The organism is Streptomyces sp. NPDC004629 (assembly GCF_042873595.1).
In the GTDB taxonomy this organism is placed as follows: domain Bacteria; phylum Actinomycetota; class Actinomycetes; order Streptomycetales; family Streptomycetaceae; genus Streptomyces.
On the sequence record NZ_JBIALO010000010.1, the window covers coordinates 79,734 to 98,119 of the forward strand.

The window sequence follows — 18,386 nt, forward strand, 5'->3', positions numbered from 1 at the left end:
GCCGTCACGGCGGCAGCAGGGTGCCCAGCGGTCCCAGGTCGAGGTTGAGGTCGGCCAAGGTGAGGCCGTAGCGGTCGCACAGTTCGGCCATGCGGTCGTGCAGCAGCATCAGGGTCAGGCCGAGCCGTTCCTCCTGCTCCTCGGTGAGGTCGCCCTCGTCGACGCGGTGCAGGGCCTGGCGCTCCATCAGCTGGCGCAGCAGCTCGACGATGGTCAGGACCAGCTTGACGAGGTCCCGTTCCACCGTGTCCGGGTCGGCGCGCAGACGACGCGCGACGCTCGATCCCCGCCCGGCCGGGGAGAGATCGTCCGGGCGGGCCGGCAGCAGCGAGAACGCCCGGTCGGCGGCCTCGGCCACCTCCCGCATGCGGTCGGCGGCCTCGGCGGGCGGGCGGTCAGCCGGGCTCGTCACCGCCGCCGCCAGGCTCGGTGAGCACGGGCTGCACCGGAAGGAACGTCGCCCATTGCTCGTCCAGTTGTTCGCGGATGGCGATCACCACGGCGCGCAGCGAGATCCGCACGAGATCGATGTCGGAGATGGACAGCACGAGATCCCCGCTGAGCACCACACCGCCGCTCAGCAGCCGGTCCAGCAGGTCGATCAGGGCGACCTGCTGCTGACGGCCCCTGCGGTCGTCGTACGCGTCGTACCCGGTCACCGCCGCCCGGCCTCCTCCTGCTCGTCGGGGGAGAGCGGGACGGTGAAGGAGTACGGCGCCCAGGGCCCGGTGACGTCCACGCGAATCCCGGGCAGGCCGTCCGCGGCATGCAGCATCCGGTCGCGGAACTCCTCGGCCAGCTGCCGGGGGACCAGATAGGCGTCATTGGCGACGTTCTCCCCGGGCACCTGGGCCAGGCTGCCCTCCTGCGGCCGGTGCCGGGTGCGTTCGACGGCGAGACCGCGGGCCTGTTCCTCGGTGCGCCGGACCGCATCCTCGGCGAGCCGCCACGCGTCCTGTCGCTCCTGTCGCTGGTGCCTGCGGCTGCGCAGATACGCGCGCCCCGGGTTCGCCTCATCGGCCGGGCCGCCGGCCTCCGGAGCCGGCGCAGGGGCGGGCGCCGCCTCGACGTACACCTTCACACCCCATTCCACATGGTCGGCCAGCCTCCCCAGCAGCGCGTCGAACGCCGCCTCCCGCTCGTGCAGAATCTCCCGCACCCGGTTCTCGTCGAGATACACGGTGGCCAGCCGCAGCGGCAGGACCGTGGTCCGCGCGGCCAGGGCCTCGATGACCTGGTGGTGGGCCCGCGCCGTCGCCTCCAGCCATCGCATGTCCTCCAGAGCGTCCTTCAGCGCCGCCTCCGAGAACTCGTCCCGGGGCACCGCGCTCACCACGGCGGCCACCCGACCCGAGCGGACCAGGCCGACCGGGGCGTCCGCGACACCCAGGACACCCGTGAGCGCGATCCGCTCCGACTCGGCGGATCTCACCACCGCGTAGGCGTAGCACAGCCGCTCGTCCACCGCTGTCAGCTCCGGTCCTCGTCGTCTGCGTCGTCTGCGTCGTCTGCGTCGTCTGTGTCGGCCTCGTAGCCCTCGTCGGCCTCGACTCCCCGGCGTTCACGGCGTGACTCGGCACGCCGCTCGCGCCGCCCCTGCTCGATGTCACGCGACCGGCGACGGCCGCTGGATACACCCTCGGTCAGCTCCGGCCCCAACTCACCGAGTTCTCTGCGCAGCGACTCCACTTCGGCGCGCAGCCGCTCGTTCTGCTCCCGCAGATCGCGTCGGTGATCGGCGCGGGACGACAGGGCGGGGTCATGCTCCCACCAGTCGATGCCGATCTCCCTCGCCTTGTCGACGGACGCCACCAGAAGCCGGAGTTTGATGGTCAGCAGCTCGATGTCGAGGAGGTTGATCTTGATGTCGCCGACGATGACGATCCCCTTGTCGAGGACGCGTTCAAGAATGTCGGCGAGGTTCGCGGACTGCCCCTGTCCGTACGGATGCAGGGCCGGCGACGACCTGGGGACGGGCTCGGTCACGGCACCTCGTCCTCATGCTTGTCCTTGCCCTTGCCCACGTGTTCCTCCTCGTCCTCCTCGTCCTTCTCTTCCTTCTCTTGCTTTTCTTGCTTTTCTTCTTCGTCTGTGGCTTTCTCTTCGGCCTCGTGTTCCTGCTCGGCCTTCTCGGTGTCCTCCGGACCGCTCACCACCTCGCCCTCGCGGATCTCCCCGCGCCAGCCGCCGGTGGCCTCACCGCGCATCATCACGAACGTGCGGAAGAGCTTCAGATCCAGCCGTGCGCGTCGGCCCTGGGCCCGGACCAGACCGCCGGTCTTTTCCACCACGCCCTTCGGGAAGTACTCCAGGACGAGCAGCACCTTGGTCAGGTTCTCCCCGAGCGGATGGAAGGTGACGACGCCCTTGGTGGTCGCCTTGTCACCCTCGGAGGTCCAGGCGATCCGCTCGTCGGGAACCTGCTCCGTGATGACGCCGCGCCAGTGACGGCCCGCCTTGGCGATCTTCACCTCCCACTGGGTGGTGACCTCATCCTTCTGTTCGACGCTGACGACACCCTTGGCGAACCGTTCGAACTCCGTGAACTGCGTCCATTGGTTGTACGCCTCGCGCACGGGCACGCCGATGTCGATGTCCTCGATGATGGTCAAGCCCCTGCCCGTTCCGGTGGCTTGCGGTGCCTTCTCATGCCGCTTCCCCGTGAGGTCCTTGGCCTTGTCCAGCAACGCGTCCTTGGCATGGGACGCCGTCGAGGTCAGTACCTCGCCCGACGGCGCGTGCCTGAGGAGTTGCCTGCCGCCCTTGACCGCGGCACCGGTGAGGGCGCGGGGTCCGAGGTGTGTCTCGGTCAGCTTGCGTGCCCCCTCGCCGAGCCGATGGCCCACGCCCTCCAACATCAATTCGAGCCGCGCCTCCAGGTAGTGCTCCACCTCGTCCTTCAGCCGGTTCGCGCCAGGATTCTGCAACGCCTGGCCACGGACCTTGTTGAGGGTCCCGGTGCCGCCGCCCGAGCCGCGTTCCGCCGACCTGCCCTCAGCCATCGTCCGGCCTCCTCGCTCGTGCCGCGGAGTCGGTCCTGGAACGCCCCTGGGCGTCCGCCGACCTGCTGCCGCGCGACTCGCCCTCGTCATCGTCCGGCCCGCGGTGCTGCGCCTTCTTCTCGCGCCCCTCGCCGCGGCCCGGCTCGCCCCCGCGGCGCTCGCTCCGGCCGTGTCCGGCCTCACGTTCGTCGTCCGCCGCCCGCTCGGTGCGTGGCTCGTCCTCGCGGTCCGCGCCCCGGCCGGCGTCCCGCCGCGTCGACCGGTCCGCCTCGTCCGCCTCGTTCTCGTGGTGCTCCTCGTGCTCCTCGTGCTCCTCGGCGGGCGGGTGCCCCCGTTCGTGCAGAGCGGTGGTGCGTTGGTGGATGGTGTCGGCCAGGCTGTCGGCCTTCGCGGTCAGCACGGACGTGGCCGCCGCCTTTCCCGCGCCCGTCAGCTCGGTGCGCACCTGCTGGGTGAGGTGACCGAGGAAGGGAGAGTCCTGGACGGCCTTCACGACCTGCCCGGGCTTGATCCGCGACCCGGCCATCAGCGCACCGAGACTCAGGGCGAGTTTGGCTTTCTTGGTACGGCCCAGCACATACCCGCCGAGGACAGCCGCACCGATCTTGGCGTTGTTCATGATGACGACTTCTTTCCTTGCCCACGCCTCACAGACCGCTCAGCCCGCCGCCGCGCAGCTGGAAGGCCCGGATCTCCTCCAAGCGGTGCATCAGTTCCCCTTCGCGCCGCGCGAAGTCCTCCTCGTCGATACGGCCCTCGCTGCGCGCCTGCTCCAACTGCACGAGCTGCTCCTGCACCGGAGCGGGGTCGTAGTACTCGTCCTCGGCGGCACGGACGACCTTGTCCAGCACCCACCAGACGCCCCGCACGGGCGCGGCGGGCAACACCAGGATCTCGGTGACCAGTCCCATGGCGACTCCTCAAGCGTGGGGACGGTTCAGGACAGCGGGGGTCAGGCGAAGCTGTACGGCGGCAGCGGCCCCCGCACGCGCAGTTCGACACCCTCGCCGTACCGTTCGGCCAACTCCCGGGCGGTACGCGTGAACTCCTCGGACCGCTCGCGGTCCACCAGATAGGACACGTTCACGAAGTACTGCTGGGACGGCTCCGCGAGCCTCTCGGACGACGCGAGCGGCCGCAGGGCTTCGAGTATCCCGGCGGCGAGAGTGTCCTGCCGCCGCTGCACCTCCTGGGCCACCAACTCCCCGAGCGCCACCCGGTCCTCGTACGTCCCGCCGCCTTCACGGGTCGCCTCGTTCAGCGCGCGGGCCTGCTCGGACGTCGCGAGGATGTCGCGCAGCAGCGAGTCCTCGTCCTGGACACCCTTGACGTTGAACTCCGCCCGTCCGGCGAACTCGTCGAGACGCTGAGCGTACCGCTCGGCACCCTCTTCCAGTACGGCGCGTACGGCGTCCTCGTCCTGGGCGACGAACCCGAAGCTCAGCGGAAGGACCGTGCCGTCCTCCCACAGGCGATCGAGGACTTCGTAGTGCGCCGTCAGGTCCCGGCGGGTGACCGACAGGTCCTTCGGGGCCTCACTGACGACCGCGCGCAACGACTCGCCGCCCACCACGTGCAGTTCGGCGGGTGATTCGCCCACGCCCTTGAGGCTGTTCAGGTCCAGCGGATGCGAGTCCTTGGTAATCCCGTACACATACACGGACATCGGCTCGCTCACTCCTCCCGCTCCCTGGAAGAACGGTGGCCCGAGCCGCGCTCGGCATGCTCGCGCCGCCTCTCGTCCTCGTCCGAGCGGCCCTTCTGGAACGACTCGGTGAACGCCTCGACGGCACCGGTCAGCGCTCCCTTGCTCTTGCCGCGGGCGCCGCCCTCCGAAGCGCTCTCGACGACGTCGGTCAGCTGGGCGGGGGCCTTGCGGCCCTCCTCCAGATCCAGCCGGTTGGCGGCCTCGGCGAAGCGCAGATACGTGTCGACGCTGGCCACGACCACCCGTGCGTCGATCTTGACGATTTCGATGCCCACGAGGGACACCCGGGCGAACGCGTCGATGACCAGGCCCCGGTCGAGGACCAGTTCCAGCACGTCGTACAGGTTCCCCGAACCTCCGGACCCTCCGGCGGCCGCGCCGGCGTTGCCCTGCGGCACAACAGTCACAGTCTGTTCCCTGAAAGCGAAGGGGATACCGCCGCCCAGTGGATGTCCTGTCGTCTCAAGACATCCCTAGCGACGGCCTTCTCTGTCGACCTGTGCGCGGGTGTAGCGGCGGGTGCGCTCGTACGCCATCAGCCTGCCCGCGGGGTCGAGAACGACCTGATAGCTGGCCATCACGCTGCTCGTGTCCGGAACGCGCTCCAGCTCCACGACCTCCACCTGGGCTTCCCAGCCCGCATCGGTCGGCCGCAGCGCCGAAACCGACACCGGGGCCCGCCCCAGCAGCTGCGCGAGTTGCTGGGTCGCGCCTCGCATGGCGTCGGGAGCCGGCACCCGTTCCGGGGCGGATTCCCCGGACGACGGGGCGGGCGCCTCTTTCCGCTCACGGTCGTTCGTGATCAGTCACCTTCTATCTCTCTCAATCATCAACCTTCTTGCCGGGCCGTGCCAGTTCAGAAGGGGGACAATTCACCCGGCCCGGCTGCGGACGCTGTGCGGTCCGCCTGTCACCCGATGTGAGCGCCGGCCGGGCCGCCGGCAGTGGTGCGATCGGCTCAGCTCAGCCCGGCCCCCTTCGAGGCGGCCTCCGCCTCCGTCCTCGCCCGGTCGGTGGCCAGCGCGCCGCCCGCGCTCTCCAGGTGGGCCCGCACGAACCACTGGAACTGTTCCAGATCCCGCACCTGCTCGATCAGCAGGTCCTCCGTGGCGATGTCGACCCGACCGGCCTCCTTGATCGCGCCGCGCACGCCGTCGATCACTCCGGTGTACACGAGGTCGAGCGCGCCGAGATGGGCGATGGCGTCGGCCCGGCCGATGGAGTAGTCGTCCCAGGTGCGCTCCGAGACCAGGGCCCCTGGCGTGCCCTGGGCGACGCCACCGAGCGCGGCGATCCGCTCGGCCACGTCGTCGGCCATCTGCCGCACCCGGTCCACCTGCGGGTCGAGCATTTCGTGGACCGCGATGAAGTGGGGCCCTACGACGTTCCAGTGCACATGCTTGAGCGTCAGATGCAGATCGTTGAGCGCGTGCAGCCGCAGCCGGAGCAGACCGATCAGCCGGCCGGCCGCCTCGCGTCCGATGCCGGGGACCGTGTACTTCGGGGTCAGTTCCTGCGTCATGGTTCACCTCGGTTCTCGACAGCAGCGTGTAGGTACCGCACCGGCTCTGTTGCCCCGGTTCCGCCGTGTCAGACCCGCGGATCCCGGGCCCGCCCCGATGCCCGGCAGGCCGGCATACCGCCGCGCGCAACGGGCACTCGGCGGTCGCGATGCACCACCCCCGGTTCCTCGGGCCGCCCAGTGACAAACCCGCCCGGGGCGGGGGTGCGCGAGCGGCCCGGGGAGAAGGCGAGGAGAAGCCGATGAGTGCCAGGGCAGGGACGAAGGACGAGATCCGGGTGGGCGATCGGCGGGTACCGGTGACCCATCCCGACAAGGAACTCTTCCCGGACGACGGGATCACCAAGGCCGAGCTGATCGACTACTACCGGACCGTGGCCCGCCCGATGCTCACCCATCTGCGGGACCGGCCCCTGGTGATGGAACGCTACCCGGACGGATACCGGGGCAAGTCCTTCTACCACAAGGACGTCCCCGACTACTTCCCCGAGTGGATCCGCACCGTCCGGGTGCCCAAGGAGGGCGGCAGCCTCACCATGGCCGTCTGCGACGACACGGCCACCTTGGCCTACCTCGCCAACCAGGCGTGCATCACCCCGCACCCCTGGCTGAGCACCGCGGACCGCCTGGACTGCCCGGACCGGCTGGTCTTCGATCTCGATCCCCCCGAGGACGGCGAGGACGGCTTCGCGGCCGTACGCTGGAGCGCCCGCACGGTGGGGGACCTGCTCACCGAACTCGGGCTGCGTCCGGCGCTGATGACCACCGGATCGCGCGGCATGCATCTGGTCGCCCTGCTCGACCGGCGCACCGACTTCGACACCGCCCGGCACTTCGCGAGGCGCGTCGCCGACGTGCTCGCGGAACGCCACGCCGACCGGTTGACCACGCAGACGCGTAAGAACAAGCGCCGCGGCCGGCTCTACCTGGACACCCAGCGCAACGCCTACGCCCAGACCTCGGTCGCCCCCTACGCCGTACGCGCCCGCCCGCACGCCCCGGTCGCGACCCCGTTGCACTGGGACGAACTCGACGATCGCGAACTGGGCCCGCGGCGGTGGACCCTGCGCACGCTCCCCGAGCGCCTGGACAAGTACGGCGACCCGTGGAAGGGACTCGGCCGCTGCCGGCGCTCGCTGAGCGTCGCGCAACGGCGTCTGGACGGCCTTGTGTAGATCCGCCGTACTGCAGGTACTCGCATCCGCAGAACGACTCCCTGGGGAGATGAATCAGATGGTGTTCCTCGGACTGCTCCTCCTCATGGCGACGGGCGCCTTCACCGCCCTGGCGATCGTCGGCAATCTGTCGGGCGGTCCGGACTACGCGGTGTCGGTTCTCGGCCAGCACATCGCCACCCTCGGCCCGCTCGGCATCTTCTGCTCCGGGCTGGCACTGGCCCTGCTGTTCTGCCTGGGCCTTGCCATCGTGGCCGGCGGAGCCACCCACCACCGCCGCAGGACGACACGTCTGCACCGGACCCGCGGGCCACGCACCACCACGCCAGGACCGATGACCGGCTGACCCACCGGCCCGAACCCGGGCGGTTTCACCGAACGGCCCAGGACCTGCCCCGGACCCGGGCGGCTTCACCGGTCGGCCCCGTCGGCGGATCGTCGCACTGTCGGCGTCGTCAGCGACCGGCGCCCCGCTCGCGGCGCAGCCGGCGGACCACGACCAGGAGGTCCACGACGGCGAGGAAGGCGAGGATCGCGCAGAGGGCGGCGATCGTGATCAGCACAGCGCGGTGCGGGCTGCCCCCGGGGCCGGAGACGCGCGCCCACAGTGCGAAGAGCGCGGCCGCCGCCGCGAACACCGGCAGGAAGATCACGCTCAGCAGCCGCCGCAGACGCAGGGCGCTCTGCGCGGTGACCGGCTCGCCGCCGGTGCGCGGAGCGTGCCGGCCGAGGGTGCCGGAGCGCGACCGCGGGGCCGACGGCTCGGGGTGCCCGTGAGGTTCGGGGCTCATGGTCGTCCTCCTCAGCGAGCGGTGCTCACGGCTCGTGCTCTTGCGACCGCTTCAGCGGTTCGGCCGGGCCCTGCTGATGTCCGCCAGCGCGGACTCAGGGTCGTCGCAGGTGGCCAGGTCGCCCAGCGTGACGATGCCGACCGGGCAGCCGCCGCGTTCCACGACGGGCAGGCGGCGCACGGCGTGCTCGCGCATCAGCTCGGCCGCGTGGTCGGTGGTGTCCTCGGGGGTCACGGTGGCCAGGGGCGGCCGGGTGCACATGGCGCCGACGGTCGTGGTGTGCGGGTCGAGGCCGGCCGCGAGGGCCCGGACCACGATGTCGCGGTCGGTGAGGACACCGAACAGATCGCAGTCGTAGGCCACCAGGATGTCCCCGACATTGCGCTCGCGCATCGCCGCCGCGGCCTGTTCCAGCGAGGCCATCGGCTCCACGGCGACCGTGTCGGGGGTCATCACCTCGCGAATCCGCCGTGTCATGTCGACTTCCGCCTCCCGCTTCGGCCGTGTGCTGTCCCCTGCCGCGTAGCCAGCACGGGCGACACCAAACCGATCCGGGGCATGCCGGGTCGGGCGGCGGCGCGGTGCCGGAGGGCCGCGCCGGTGGGCCGCTATGAGCTGACCCCCCGGCTGCTTTGCGCCGCCCTGCCCGCGGTGTGTGTGCGACGCGTCAGGTGGTCGCCAGTACGACCGCCATGGCCACCAGGCCGATGGCGACGAGCAGGACGACGATCCAGATGACGGTGAGCGGCGCGAGCGACCATCCCCGGCTCAGCGCCTCGCGTTCCGGCGCGGCGAGCCCGGACACCCCGGACTCCGCGGGAGGCGTCGCGCCGGGGGCCATGGCGGTGTCCTCCGGTACGGCGATGCCCTCCACCGGGTGGGCCGACGACCCGTCGTACTCGGCGGCCGGCCGTGCCGGTGCCGCCCCGGGCTTCGGCGCGTACCGGCGGATGCGGTGCGAACTGTCGGCGCGGTGCGCATGCTTGGCGTTCATGACCTCGGTCCTTCGTCTCCTCGTCGGAAGACGGCCCGGTTCCGCTAGGCCGGCTTCGCCTCGGCGAGGACGTCGTCGGCGAGCGGCTTGTCCAGCGCCGCGTGGACCAGGCCGTCGGTGAAGCGAGCCAGTTCGCGCTTGCTCACCAGGCTCGCCAGGTGCTCGGGCGAGGCGGGCAGACCGAGCCGCTTGGCGCCGTCCAGCGCCTTCTTGTCCACATAGGGCGCGAACTCCGGCCACACCGTCTGCACGGCACGCAGGAAGATGTCGGCGCCCGTGGGCCCGAGGCCGGGAATTTCCTGGAGCGCATCCCTCGGGTCGTCCCGCTCGCGCAGCTTGCGCAGATCGCCGCCGTACCGCTCCAGCAGCAGGTCCGCGCCGTCGCCCAGCATGGTGGCCGTGCGCTCGTCGTACCGCCGGTATCCGCCCTCGCCGAGCGCGTCGACCCGCTGCTGCCACGACGCCTTCGCCATCGCGCGCGCGGTGCGCATACCCGCCTCGAAGAGCGCCCGTGCGGCGGCCACCGCGATGTCCGCCTTGATGCGGGCGCTCAGCAGCACGGCAAGGACGAGCGCCTGGTAGAGCGGACCGGGCGTGTTCCGCAGCCTGATGCCCGCCTGGTCGAGATAGGTGGATCCCTGCCGGTCGAGCAGGGCCCGTACGACCGCCTTCTCCGTGCGGTCGCGGGAGTTCTTCCCGGTCGTCGTTGAACTCATGACGCCTCGCAACGTGGACGAAGCCGGACCGCGGTCCGGGGGCTCGTGCTGACGGGTTTCACGGGTTCGGCAACCGGAAACCCGGGTGCGAGGAGTTCCGGGGGCGACGCCGCCGGCCGCGGCACCGCCCGGTGCGCGAGCCGCGGAGGCGCGCCGGACCCGGTCCGACTGCGCGAGGAGCATTCATGTCCGACGAACAGGGCGAGTACGAGCAGCACATGGGCGACGAGGTGTACCAGCCGGACCGGTCCGAGGTCCAGGACGACGCCGGGGTACTGGACCCCGAGGACACCCTGGACGAGCGCGGTGTCAACCCCGCGATCGACGAGGGATACTCCCCGCCCGAGAAGCCGCTCGCGGCACAGAGCCGCGGTACCACCGCCGCGGAGCAGCGCGAGCGGGACTCCTTGGACGAGCGCCTGCGGGCCGAGCGACCCGATGTGGAGCCGCCGCCGGGCGACGGGATCGGGGACCTTCCGGGCGGGAGCGGAGAGCGCGTCGACGCGGAGGTCGGTGACCGGCGCGCCGGGCGGTTGGCGGCGGTCGGCGAAGCGTCCCGGGGGGCCGGGACGACGGACGACACCGTGGCGGAGGAAACCGGTGTCGCCGGCGGCGCGGCATCCGCCGAGGAGGCCGCCGTGCATGTCGTGGACGAGCCCGCACAGGCGTCGCCGGCATCCGACGAGGACGGGAACGGGCCGCCGCCCGCCTGATCCGCGCCGGTGGCGGTGGCACACACCGGCGTCGACGCAAGCGGTCCGCCGCGGCGTGTCGAGCGCCCGGCCCGGGGCACTGGGAGACGATGGACATCGCGCAGGACATCGCGCAGGTCATCGCGGACGGTCGGAGGCGGGCGGAGAGGCAGGACCGGGTGGAGCCGCAGGTCGCATCGGAGGAAGCCGGGAAGGGACGGGCCGCGACGCCCGCTCCCGAAGGGGCGCCCGGCCGTCCGCAGGAGGACGTACGGCGCAGGATCCCCCGTACCGACGCCCTGCTGCGGGAGCCGCGGCTGACCGAGGCGGCCCGTCGGCTGGGTGCGTCCGTCGTCAAGGCCGCGGTCCACGAGGCACAGGAGCGTGCGCGCACCGGGCGCATCCCGCCGGAACGGATCGCTGACACGGCCGTCGCGCTCCTGCCGCGGACGGCGGGCGGACTGCACACGGTGATCAACGCCACCGGGGTCCTGCTGCACACCAACCTCGGCCGGGCGAGCCTGTCGGCGGCGGCACGCCGGGCCGTGGCGGAGGCATCGGGCCCCACCGACGTGGAACTCGACCTGGCCACCGGCGTACGGGCCCGGCGCGGGCGCACGGCGCTGCGGGCCCTGCGCGAGCGGGTGCCGTCCGCCGCGGCGGCGCACATCGTCAACAACGGCGCCGCCGCCCTGGTCCTGGCCGCGACCGCGCTCGCCGCCGGCAAGGAGATCGTCATCAGCCGCGGCGAGATGGTGGAGATCGGGGACGGTTTCCGGCTCCCGGACCTCCTGCAGTCCACCGGGGCCCGGCTGCACGAGGTCGGCACCACCAACCGCACGACCGCCGCCGACTACGCCGCGGCGATCGGACCCGGCACCGGGTTCGTGCTGAAGGTGCACCCCTCCAACTTCCGCATCACCGGCTTCACGAGCGGCGCCGGCGTAGGGGAACTGGCCGCGCTGGGCGTCCCGGTGGTCGTCGACATCGGATCCGGGCTGCTGGTACCCCACCCGGTGCTGCCCGACGAGCCGGACGCCGAGACGCAACTGCGGGCCGGCGCCTCGCTGGTGACCGCCAGCGGGGACAAACTGCTCGGCGGACCCCAGTGCGGGCTCGTCCTCGGCGAGGCGGGCCTCGTCCGCACGCTGTCCCGGCACCCGCTGGCCCGCGCCCTGCGCGTGGACAAGCTGACGCTGGCCGCCCTTCAGGCCACGCTCACCGGACCGCCGACCCCGACCGCCGAGGCGCTGACCGCCGACCCGGCCGCCCTCCGCGCCCGCGCCGACCGGCTCGCCCGCGCCCTCGGCGGATACGGCATCGACGTCCGGTCCGTGCCGAGCGCGGCGACGGTCGGCGGCGGCGGCGCGCCCGGGGTGACCCTGCCCAGCGCCGCGCTGTCCCTGCCGGAGCCGTACGCCGCCGCGCTGCGCACCGGGCCCACCGCGGTCGTCGGGCGGCTGGAGGCGGGGCGCTGTCTGCTGGATCTGCGCGCGGTGCCGCCCGAGGACGACGACCGGCTGGCCGCAGCGGTCCGGTCGGCCGCGCAAGGGTAGCCGGCATGCGTGTCCTCGCCACCGCCGGCCACGTCGACCACGGCAAGTCCGCCCTGGTCCGGGCGCTGACCGGCATGGAACCCGACCGCTTCGAGGAGGAGCGGCGCAGAGGACTGACCCTCGACCTCGGGTTCGTGTGGACACGGCTCGGCCCGGACGGCGAACAGGTCGCCTTCGTGGACGTGCCCGGTCACGAGAAGTTCGTTGCGACCATGCTCGCCGGGGCCGGGCCGGTGCCCGCGGTGCTGTTCGTGGTGGCCGCCGACCAGGGCTGGCAGGCCCAGTCCGAGGAGCATCTGGCGATCCTCGACGCGCTCGGTGTGCGGCACGCGGTTCTCGCCGTGACCCGCAGCGACCTGGCCGACCCCGGCCCGGCCCGGGACGCCGCGCTGGAGCGCATGGCGGCCACCTCGCTGGGCGCCGTACCGTCCGTCGCGGTCAGCTCGGTGACCGGCGCCGGTCTTGACGAACTGCGCGCGGCACTGGCCCGGTCGGCCGCGGCCCTCCCGGTCCCGCCCGCCGACGCGGACGTACGGCTGTGGCTGGACCGGGCCTTCACGGTGCGCGGACACGGCACGGTGGTGACCGGCACGCTCGGGGCCGGCACCCTGCGGGTGGGTGACCGGGTGGCGACGGGCGAAGGGAGCGCCACGCTCCGCGTGCGCGGCCTGCAGACGCTGAACGAGGAACGCTCCGCCGTCAGCGGGGTGGCCCGGGTCGCGGTCAACGTGCACGGCCTGGCGGCCGGGGCGCTGCGCCGCGGTCAGGTGCTGCTGACACCGGAGCGCTGGCTGCTCACACACCTCGCCGACGTACGGGTCGTCGGTGAACCGGTCGACGACCTGCCGAGGAGGATCACCCTGCACATCGGCACCGCCGCCGTCCCGGTCGCCGTCCGCCCGCTCGGCCCCGACACCGCACGGCTGACCCTGGACCGTGACCTGCCGCTGCGCGTCGGCGACCGTGCGGTGCTGCGCGAACCGGGAGGCCGCCGCCCACCGTGCGCGGTGACCGTGCTCGACGTCCGCCCGCCGCCGCTGGCCCGGCGGGGCGCGGGCCGGGCCCGTGCGGAGCAACTGGCCACCATGACCGGTGTCCCGGACGGGCCGGCCGAGTTGCGCCGCCGCGGGCTGATCCGCCGTCCGGAACTGCTCGCCATGGGTGTGCCGGCCCCCCTCCCGCCGGTCGCCGGGGACTGGCTCGCCGACCCGGCGCACTGGGCCGGACTGCGCGAACGCCTGGCCGCCGCGGTGGACCGGTATGCGGGACAGCACCCCCTGGAACCGGGCCTGCCCACGCAGGCGGCCCGGCATCTGCTCGCACTGCCCGACCGGTCACTGGTGGACGCCCTGGCCGACGCGCCCGGCGGCCGGCCGCTCACCCGCCGGCAGGGCAGGCTGTACCGCTCCGAAAGCCTCAGGCCGACCCTGCCGCCCGCCGTCCGCGCGGCCGTCGACGCCGTGGTGCGGGAGCTTGCGACGGCACCGTTCAGCGCGCCCGAGGCCGACCGCCTCGCCGAACTGGGCCTGACCCGCAAGACGGTGGCCGCCGCGGTCGCCGCGGGCGCGCTGCTGCGGGTCGCCGACGGGATCGTGCTGCTGCCCGGCGCGGACGCGCGGGCCGCCGCCGTGCTCGCCCGGCTGCCCCAGCCGTTCACGCTGAGCGAGGCCCGGCAGGCCCTCGGCACCACACGACGGGTGGCCGTGCCGCTGCTTGAGCACCTGGACGCGCAGGGGTACACGGAGCGTATCGACGACCGGCGGCGGCGCTGCCGTACCGGCACCGCAAGCGGAGGCGGACGGGAATCGAACCCGCCTGCCCGAGATCCTCGGGCACCTCGGTTTTGAAGACCGGGAGGGCCACCAGGCACCCACACGCCTCCACCGACCCCTCAGGCTACGCGCGCAGGAGACCGCGATGACCACGACCCGCCAAGTGTCCGTACGACTCACGCAGTACGCCCACGGCGGCGGCTGCGCCTGCAAGATCCCGCCCGGTGAGCTGGAGGACGTCCTCGGCGCCCTCTCGGCACCGCTGCCGGCCTCGGCCGTCGACACGCCCCTCCTGGTCGGCCTCGCCACCGGCGACGACGCCGCCGTCGTCGCGCTGCCCGCGCAGAGCGGCCCCGCACAGGCCGTGGTGTCCACCGCGGACTTCTTCACGCCGGTCGTCGACGACCCCTACGACTGGGGACGCATCGCCGCGGCCAATGCCCTGTCCGACGTGTACGCGATGGGCGGCCGGCCCGTCGTCGCCGTCAACCTCCTGGCCTGGCCCCGCGACGTGCTGCCGTTCGAGCTGGCCCGTGAGGTGCTGCGCGGCGGGCTGCAGGTCGCCACCGAGGCCGGCTGCCATGTGGGCGGCGGTCACAGCGTCGACGATCCCGAACCCAAGTACGGCATGGCCGTCACCGGACTGGCCGACCCGGCACGGCTGCTGCGCAACGACACCGGCCGGCCCGGCATGCCGCTGTCGCTGACGAAACCCCTCGGCCTCGGCGTGCTCAACAACCGCCACAAGGCCACCGGCGAACGGTTCGAGCAGGCCGTCGCCACGATGGTGGCCCTCAACCGGGACGCGTCGGCCGCGGCCCTGGCGGCCGGGGCGGTCTGCGCCACCGATGTCACCGGTTTCGGGCTGCTGGGCCATCTGCACAAGCTGGCCCGGGCCTCGCGGGTGACCGCGGTGATCGACACGGCCGCCGTGCCGTACCTCGACGGCGCACGGCAGGCCGTACGGGACGGGTACGTCAGCGGCGGCACCCGGCGCAACCTCCAGTGGGTGACACCCGTCACCGACTTCGGCACGACCGACGACGACACACGGGTCCTGCTGGCCGACGCCCAGACCTCCGGCGGGCTTCTGGTCGCCGGCGAGGTGCCCGGGGCGCCGGTGATCGGGGAACTCGTGCCGTGCGGACCGCACTCCCTCGTGCTCCGGTGACCACGAGGCAGCGCGACCCCCTCACATCTGCGTGCCGGTACGGTCGTCGATGCCGGCCCGAGCCCGGTAGGCGCGCACCAGCTCGACGGCCGCCGGGCCCCGGGGGCGCCGGCCGGGCCGGATGTCGACGGCGATCGCCTTGGCCTCCTGGATGTGGGTGTTGGGGTCGAGGGACAGATGCAGCAGTTCGTTGGCGGCGTCGCCCGTGCTGTAGCCGTTCGGACCCCAGTGGTAGGGCAGCCCGATCTGATGCAGGGTCCGTCCCTGTACGGTCAGCGGCGGCACCCGGTCGGTGACCAGCACACGGGCCTCGATGACGTTGCGGGCGCTGACGATCGTCGCCCAGCCGGTGTGGGCAAGACCGCGCTCCGCGGCGAGTTGCGGCGAGACCTCGCAGAAGAACTCCGGTTGCAGCTCCGCCAGATAGGGCAGCCAGCGGGACATGCCGCCCGCCGTGTGGTGTTCGGTGAGCCGGTAGGTGGTGGCGACGTACGGGAACACCTGTGCGCCCGGTTCGTCGGCGCTCGGCTGGTAGCGGTTGTCGGGCAGCGGCGGCATCAGGTGCCGCACCGGGTTGCGCTGCTGCCGGCCGTACAGCAGGTTCCGGAACGGGGAGTCCTGCGGCTCGTAGTGCACGGGCAGGGGACCGTCGGTGAGTCCCGAGGGGGCGTACAGCCATGCCTTGCCGTCGGCCTGCATGATGAACGGGTCCGTGCCCGACAGGGCGTCGGCGCCGGTCGCGTCCGGCGGCGCCTGGTAGTGCGGGGACCTGCCCTGGGGGAAGTCGGGGACGTCGTGGCCCACCCACCGGGCCTTCTCCGCGTCCCACCACACCAGCGCCTTGCGCTCGCTCCACGGCCTGCCGTCCGGGTCGGCCGAGGCCCGGTTGTACAGGATGCGGCGGTTGGCCGGCCAGGCCCACGCCCACTCGCCCGCCACCCAGTTCTGCTCCGCGCCCGGCTTGCGACGGGCCGCCTGGTTGACCTCGTCGGCATACACCCCGCAGTAGATCCAGCAGCCGCACAGGGTGGAGCCGTCGTCCTTGAGCTGGAGGTAGGAGGACAGCGGCCGGCCGTCGGCGTCGCGGCCGTTGATCTCGGCGAGGACGGCCTCCGCGTCCGGTTCGGCGAGTCGGCCCTTGGTGGGGTAGTCCCAGGTCAGATCCAGCAGCGGACGGTCCATCGGGTCGGTGGAGCCGGCGAGCCTGCGCCGGATCAGCCGTCCCAGGTGGAAGGTGAACCACAGGTCGCTGCGGGCCTCACCGGGCGGCTCGACGGCCTGGTGGTGCCACTGGAGCATGCGCTGGGTGTTGGTGAAGCTGCCGTCCTTCTCGGTGTGCGCGGCGGCCGGCAGGAAGAACACCTCGGTGCGGATGTCCTCGGTGCGCAGCTCGCCCGTCTCGATCTCCGGGCCGTCCTTCCACCAGGTGGCCGACTCGATCAGCGAGAAGTCCCGGACCACCAGCCAGTCCAGGTTGGCCATGCCCAGGCGCTGGAGCTTGGCGTTGGCGCTGCCGACCGTCGGGTTCTCGCCGTACAGGAAGTAGCCCTTGCAGGTGCCCTCCAGCTGGGCCATGGTCGTCTCGTAGGTGGAGTGGGAGCCGGTCAGCCGCGGCAGGTAGTCGAAGCAGAAGTCGTTCTCGGCCCGCGCGGCCTCGCCCCAGTACGCCTTGAGCAGGCTCACCAGGTAGGAGCGCATGTCACCCCAGTAGCCCTTGCGTGCCGAGTCCGCTTCGACGAAGGCGTCCAGATCCTGGTTCAGGTGTGCGTGCGGCATCGGGATGTAGCCGGGCAGCAGGTCGAAGAGGGTGGGGATGTCCGTCGACCCCTGGATGGAGGCGTGCCCGCGCAGCGCGAGGATGCCGCCGCCGGGCCGGCCGATGTTGCCGAGGAGCTGCTGGAGGATGGAGGCCGCGCGGATGTACTGCACGCCCACCGTGTGCTGGGTCCAGCCGACCGCGTAGGCGAAGGCCGTCGTGCGGTCCCGGCCCGAGTTGTCCGTGACCAGGTCGCACACCTGCCGGAACAGGTCCTGCGGCACGCCGCAGATCTGCTCCACCGTCTCCGGTGTGTAGCGGGCGTAGTGCCGCTTGAGCACCTGGAACACGCAGCGCGGGTGGCTCAGCGTCTCGTCCCGCTCCGGCTCGCCCACGCCGATGTCCGCGCCGCCGGAGCCGTGGACCTCGCCGCGCGCGGCCTCGGTCACCGACCTGCCGCCCCTGGTGCGCTCCTCGTACCAGCGGTCGCGTTCGCCGGATGCCGCCTGCACCTGCATGCCTTCGTACTGCCAACTGCTGTTGTCATAGCGGCGGTTGTCCGGATCCAGGCCGGAGAAGACGCCGTCCAGGTCCTCCGTGTCCCGGAAGTCCTCCCGCAGCACCGTGGGCGCGTTGGTGTACGCCACCACGTAGTCACGGAAGTACTTGTCGTTCTCCAGGACGTAGTTGATGATCCCGCCGAGGAAGACGATGTCGGTGCCCGCGCGCAGCGGCACATGCAGGTCGGCCAGCGCGCTGGTGCGGGTGAAGCGCGGGTCGACGTGGATCACCTTCGCACCCCGGGCCTTGGCCTCCATCACCCACTGGAAACCGACCGGATGGCACTCGGCCATGTTCGAGCCCTGGATGACGATGCAGTCCGAGTTCTGCAGGTCCTGCTGGAAGGTGGTCGCGCCGCCGCGTCCGAACGAGGTTCCCAGACCGGGAACGGTGGAGGAGTGTCAAATGCGCGCCTGGTTCTCGATCTGGATGGCGCCGAGCGCGGTGAACAACTTCTTGATCAGGTAGTTCTCTTCGTTGTCGAGCGTGGCGCCGCCCAGGCTCGCGAAACCGAGCGTGCGCCGCGTGCGGGTCTCCTCGACCTCCCACTGCCAGCCCGCCCGCCGTGCCTCGATCACCCGGTCGGCGATCATGTCCATCGCCCGGTCGAGATCGAGCCGTTCCCACGCGGTGCCGTAGGGACGCCGGTACAGCACGTAGTGCTCGCGTGCGTCACCGGTGGTCAGCTGGAGGCTCGCCGAGCCCTTGGGGCACAGCCGGCCGCGGGAGACGGGGGAGTCGGGGTCGCCCTCGATCTGGGTGACCCGCCCGTCCTCGACGTAGACGTTCTGGCCGCAGCCCACCGCGCAGTACGGGCACACCGACTTCACCACCCGCTCCGCGCTCGCGGTGCGCGAGGTGAGCCGCGCGCTGCCCGCGCTCTTGGCGGCGGCCCCGCGGCCCAGCGGGTCGGTGCCCCTGAGCTGGCGGTAGACCGGCCACGAGTCGATCCAGGTGCGCACACCCATGA

At 72.3% G+C, this 18,386-nt stretch carries 21 protein-coding genes, 1 tRNA gene and 1 pseudogene; 6 read left to right on the forward strand and 17 right to left on the reverse strand.

Going from position 1 to position 18,386, the window contains the following annotated elements; translation table 11 throughout:
* Positions 1-4 precede the first annotated feature (4 nt).
* The 11 genes from ACFYTE_RS17000 to ACFYTE_RS17050 form a co-directional block, all read right to left on the reverse strand.
* Positions 5-367, reverse strand: coding sequence for a gas vesicle protein K (locus ACFYTE_RS17000; RefSeq protein ID WP_388710798.1), 363 nt, complete (start codon positions 365-367; stop codon positions 5-7).
* Positions 368-395: 28 nt separating this feature from the next.
* A complete protein-coding gene (locus tag ACFYTE_RS17005) occupies positions 396-659 on the reverse strand; it encodes a gas vesicle protein (RefSeq protein ID WP_388710301.1) in 264 nt (87 codons plus the stop codon).
* Complete coding sequence (locus ACFYTE_RS17010; protein WP_388710303.1) at positions 656-1,465, reverse strand: GvpL/GvpF family gas vesicle protein; 810 nt, start codon at positions 1,463-1,465, stop codon at positions 656-658. Before ACFYTE_RS17010 ends, ACFYTE_RS17005 begins: the two co-directional genes overlap by 4 nt.
* A gap of 5 nt (positions 1,466-1,470) precedes the next feature.
* Positions 1,471-1,986, reverse strand: coding sequence for a gas vesicle protein (locus ACFYTE_RS17015; RefSeq protein ID WP_388710304.1), 516 nt, complete (start codon positions 1,984-1,986; stop codon positions 1,471-1,473).
* Positions 1,983-3,002: an SRPBCC family protein gene (locus tag ACFYTE_RS17020; RefSeq protein WP_388710306.1), complete on the reverse strand. Its 1,020-nt coding sequence runs from the start codon at positions 3,000-3,002 to the stop codon at positions 1,983-1,985. The genes ACFYTE_RS17015 and ACFYTE_RS17020 overlap by 4 nt, the downstream gene beginning before the upstream one ends.
* On the reverse strand, positions 2,995-3,621 hold the full coding sequence (locus ACFYTE_RS17025; protein ID WP_388710308.1) for an ABC transporter substrate-binding protein: 627 nt from the start codon (positions 3,619-3,621) through the stop codon (positions 2,995-2,997). Before ACFYTE_RS17025 ends, ACFYTE_RS17020 begins: the two co-directional genes overlap by 8 nt.
* A 28-nt stretch (positions 3,622-3,649) precedes the next feature.
* Entirely contained in the window at positions 3,650-3,913 is a 264-nt protein-coding gene (locus ACFYTE_RS17030) for a gas vesicle protein GvpG (protein ID WP_388710309.1), read from the reverse strand.
* 41 nt (positions 3,914-3,954) lie between these two features.
* Positions 3,955-4,680 carry a GvpL/GvpF family gas vesicle protein gene (locus ACFYTE_RS17035; RefSeq protein ID WP_388710311.1) on the reverse strand — a complete coding sequence of 242 codons (726 nt, stop codon included), beginning with the start codon at positions 4,678-4,680 and terminating at the stop codon, positions 3,955-3,957.
* Entirely contained in the window at positions 4,677-5,117 is a 441-nt protein-coding gene (gvpJ, locus tag ACFYTE_RS17040; RefSeq protein ID WP_388710313.1) for a gas vesicle protein GvpJ, read from the reverse strand. Before gvpJ ends, ACFYTE_RS17035 begins: the two co-directional genes overlap by 4 nt.
* 66 nt (positions 5,118-5,183) lie before the next feature.
* Complete coding sequence (locus tag ACFYTE_RS17045; protein ID WP_388710800.1) at positions 5,184-5,516, reverse strand: gas vesicle protein; 333 nt, start codon at positions 5,514-5,516, stop codon at positions 5,184-5,186.
* A 152-nt stretch (positions 5,517-5,668) separates the two neighbouring features.
* Positions 5,669-6,232, reverse strand: coding sequence for a Dps family protein (locus ACFYTE_RS17050; protein ID WP_388710315.1), 564 nt, complete (start codon positions 6,230-6,232; stop codon positions 5,669-5,671).
* A gap of 242 nt (positions 6,233-6,474) precedes the next feature.
* Here ACFYTE_RS17050 and ligD point away from each other — a divergent pair, with 242 nt between their 5' ends.
* Together ligD and ACFYTE_RS17060 are read left to right on the forward strand one after the other, a co-directional pair.
* A complete protein-coding gene (ligD, locus tag ACFYTE_RS17055; RefSeq protein ID WP_388710316.1) occupies positions 6,475-7,407 on the forward strand; it encodes a non-homologous end-joining DNA ligase in 933 nt (310 codons plus the stop codon).
* Between the two features lie 49 nt (positions 7,408-7,456).
* Entirely contained in the window at positions 7,457-7,753 is a 297-nt protein-coding gene (locus tag ACFYTE_RS17060; protein WP_388710318.1) for a hypothetical protein, read from the forward strand.
* Positions 7,754-7,862: 109 nt separating this feature from the next.
* Here ACFYTE_RS17060 and ACFYTE_RS17065 read toward each other — a convergent pair whose 3' ends face one another.
* From ACFYTE_RS17065 to ACFYTE_RS17080, 4 genes are all read right to left on the reverse strand, one after another.
* Complete coding sequence (locus ACFYTE_RS17065; protein WP_388710320.1) at positions 7,863-8,198, reverse strand: DUF6343 family protein; 336 nt, start codon at positions 8,196-8,198, stop codon at positions 7,863-7,865.
* 51 nt (positions 8,199-8,249) lie between these two features.
* Positions 8,250-8,675, reverse strand: a complete 426-nt coding sequence (locus ACFYTE_RS17070) for a CBS domain-containing protein (RefSeq protein ID WP_388710322.1) — start codon at positions 8,673-8,675, stop codon at positions 8,250-8,252.
* A gap of 190 nt (positions 8,676-8,865) precedes the next feature.
* Positions 8,866-9,192 (reverse strand): DUF6480 family protein, encoded by a 327-nt coding sequence (locus ACFYTE_RS17075; RefSeq protein WP_388710323.1) that lies wholly within the window; start codon positions 9,190-9,192, stop codon positions 8,866-8,868.
* A gap of 44 nt (positions 9,193-9,236) precedes the next feature.
* Entirely contained in the window at positions 9,237-9,908 is a 672-nt protein-coding gene (locus ACFYTE_RS17080) for an endonuclease (RefSeq protein WP_388710325.1), read from the reverse strand.
* 185 nt (positions 9,909-10,093) lie between these two features.
* Between ACFYTE_RS17080 and ACFYTE_RS17085 the strand changes: the two genes are divergently transcribed.
* The 3 genes and pseudogenes from ACFYTE_RS17085 to ACFYTE_RS17095 all read left to right on the forward strand — a co-directional run.
* A complete protein-coding gene (locus ACFYTE_RS17085) occupies positions 10,094-10,621 on the forward strand; it encodes a DUF5709 domain-containing protein (RefSeq protein ID WP_388710327.1) in 528 nt (175 codons plus the stop codon).
* An 89-nt stretch (positions 10,622-10,710) separates the two neighbouring features.
* A complete protein-coding gene (gene selA / locus ACFYTE_RS17090) occupies positions 10,711-12,156 on the forward strand; it encodes an L-seryl-tRNA(Sec) selenium transferase (protein WP_388710328.1) in 1,446 nt (481 codons plus the stop codon).
* A gap of 5 nt (positions 12,157-12,161) precedes the next feature.
* Positions 12,162-13,862 (forward strand): annotated as a pseudogene (locus ACFYTE_RS17095) (GTP-binding protein); the annotation flags it as partial.
* An 82-nt stretch (positions 13,863-13,944) separates the two neighbouring features.
* Here the strand turns inward: ACFYTE_RS17095 and ACFYTE_RS17100 are convergent.
* Positions 13,945-14,038 (reverse strand) — tRNA-Sec (locus tag ACFYTE_RS17100).
* 35 nt (positions 14,039-14,073) lie between these two features.
* Between ACFYTE_RS17100 and selD the strand changes: the two genes are divergently transcribed.
* Complete coding sequence (gene selD, locus ACFYTE_RS17105; protein ID WP_388710330.1) at positions 14,074-15,099, forward strand: selenide, water dikinase SelD; 1,026 nt, start codon at positions 14,074-14,076, stop codon at positions 15,097-15,099.
* A 21-nt stretch (positions 15,100-15,120) separates the two neighbouring features.
* On the opposite strand, the gene fdh is transcribed toward selD, so the two are convergent.
* Complete coding sequence (fdh, locus tag ACFYTE_RS17110; RefSeq protein WP_388710332.1) at positions 15,121-18,384, reverse strand: formate dehydrogenase; 3,264 nt, start codon at positions 18,382-18,384, stop codon at positions 15,121-15,123.
* Between the last annotated feature and the right edge of the window lie 2 nt (positions 18,385-18,386).

Coding starts and splice junctions, on each gene's coding strand:
- ACFYTE_RS17075 (WP_388710323.1), bottom strand. CDS start 9,192: ATGAACGCCAAGCATGCGCACCGCGCCGACAGTTCGCACCGCATCCGC.
- ligD (WP_388710316.1), top strand. CDS start 6,475: ATGAGTGCCAGGGCAGGGACGAAGGACGAGATCCGGGTGGGCGATCGG.
- ACFYTE_RS17000 (WP_388710798.1), bottom strand. CDS start 367: ATGCGGGAGGTGGCCGAGGCCGCCGACCGGGCGTTCTCGCTGCTGCCG.
- ACFYTE_RS17065 (WP_388710320.1), bottom strand. CDS start 8,198: ATGAGCCCCGAACCTCACGGGCACCCCGAGCCGTCGGCCCCGCGGTCG.
- ACFYTE_RS17085 (WP_388710327.1), top strand. CDS start 10,094: ATGTCCGACGAACAGGGCGAGTACGAGCAGCACATGGGCGACGAGGTG.
- ACFYTE_RS17020 (WP_388710306.1), bottom strand. CDS start 3,002: ATGGCTGAGGGCAGGTCGGCGGAACGCGGCTCGGGCGGCGGCACCGGG.
- ACFYTE_RS17060 (WP_388710318.1), top strand. CDS start 7,457: ATGAATCAGATGGTGTTCCTCGGACTGCTCCTCCTCATGGCGACGGGC.
- ACFYTE_RS17025 (WP_388710308.1), bottom strand. CDS start 3,621: ATGAACAACGCCAAGATCGGTGCGGCTGTCCTCGGCGGGTATGTGCTG.
- ACFYTE_RS17030 (WP_388710309.1), bottom strand. CDS start 3,913: ATGGGACTGGTCACCGAGATCCTGGTGTTGCCCGCCGCGCCCGTGCGG.
- ACFYTE_RS17080 (WP_388710325.1), bottom strand. CDS start 9,908: ATGAGTTCAACGACGACCGGGAAGAACTCCCGCGACCGCACGGAGAAG.
- selA (WP_388710328.1), top strand. CDS start 10,711: ATGGACATCGCGCAGGACATCGCGCAGGTCATCGCGGACGGTCGGAGG.
- selD (WP_388710330.1), top strand. CDS start 14,074: ATGACCACGACCCGCCAAGTGTCCGTACGACTCACGCAGTACGCCCAC.
- ACFYTE_RS17050 (WP_388710315.1), bottom strand. CDS start 6,232: ATGACGCAGGAACTGACCCCGAAGTACACGGTCCCCGGCATCGGACGC.
- ACFYTE_RS17070 (WP_388710322.1), bottom strand. CDS start 8,675: ATGACACGGCGGATTCGCGAGGTGATGACCCCCGACACGGTCGCCGTG.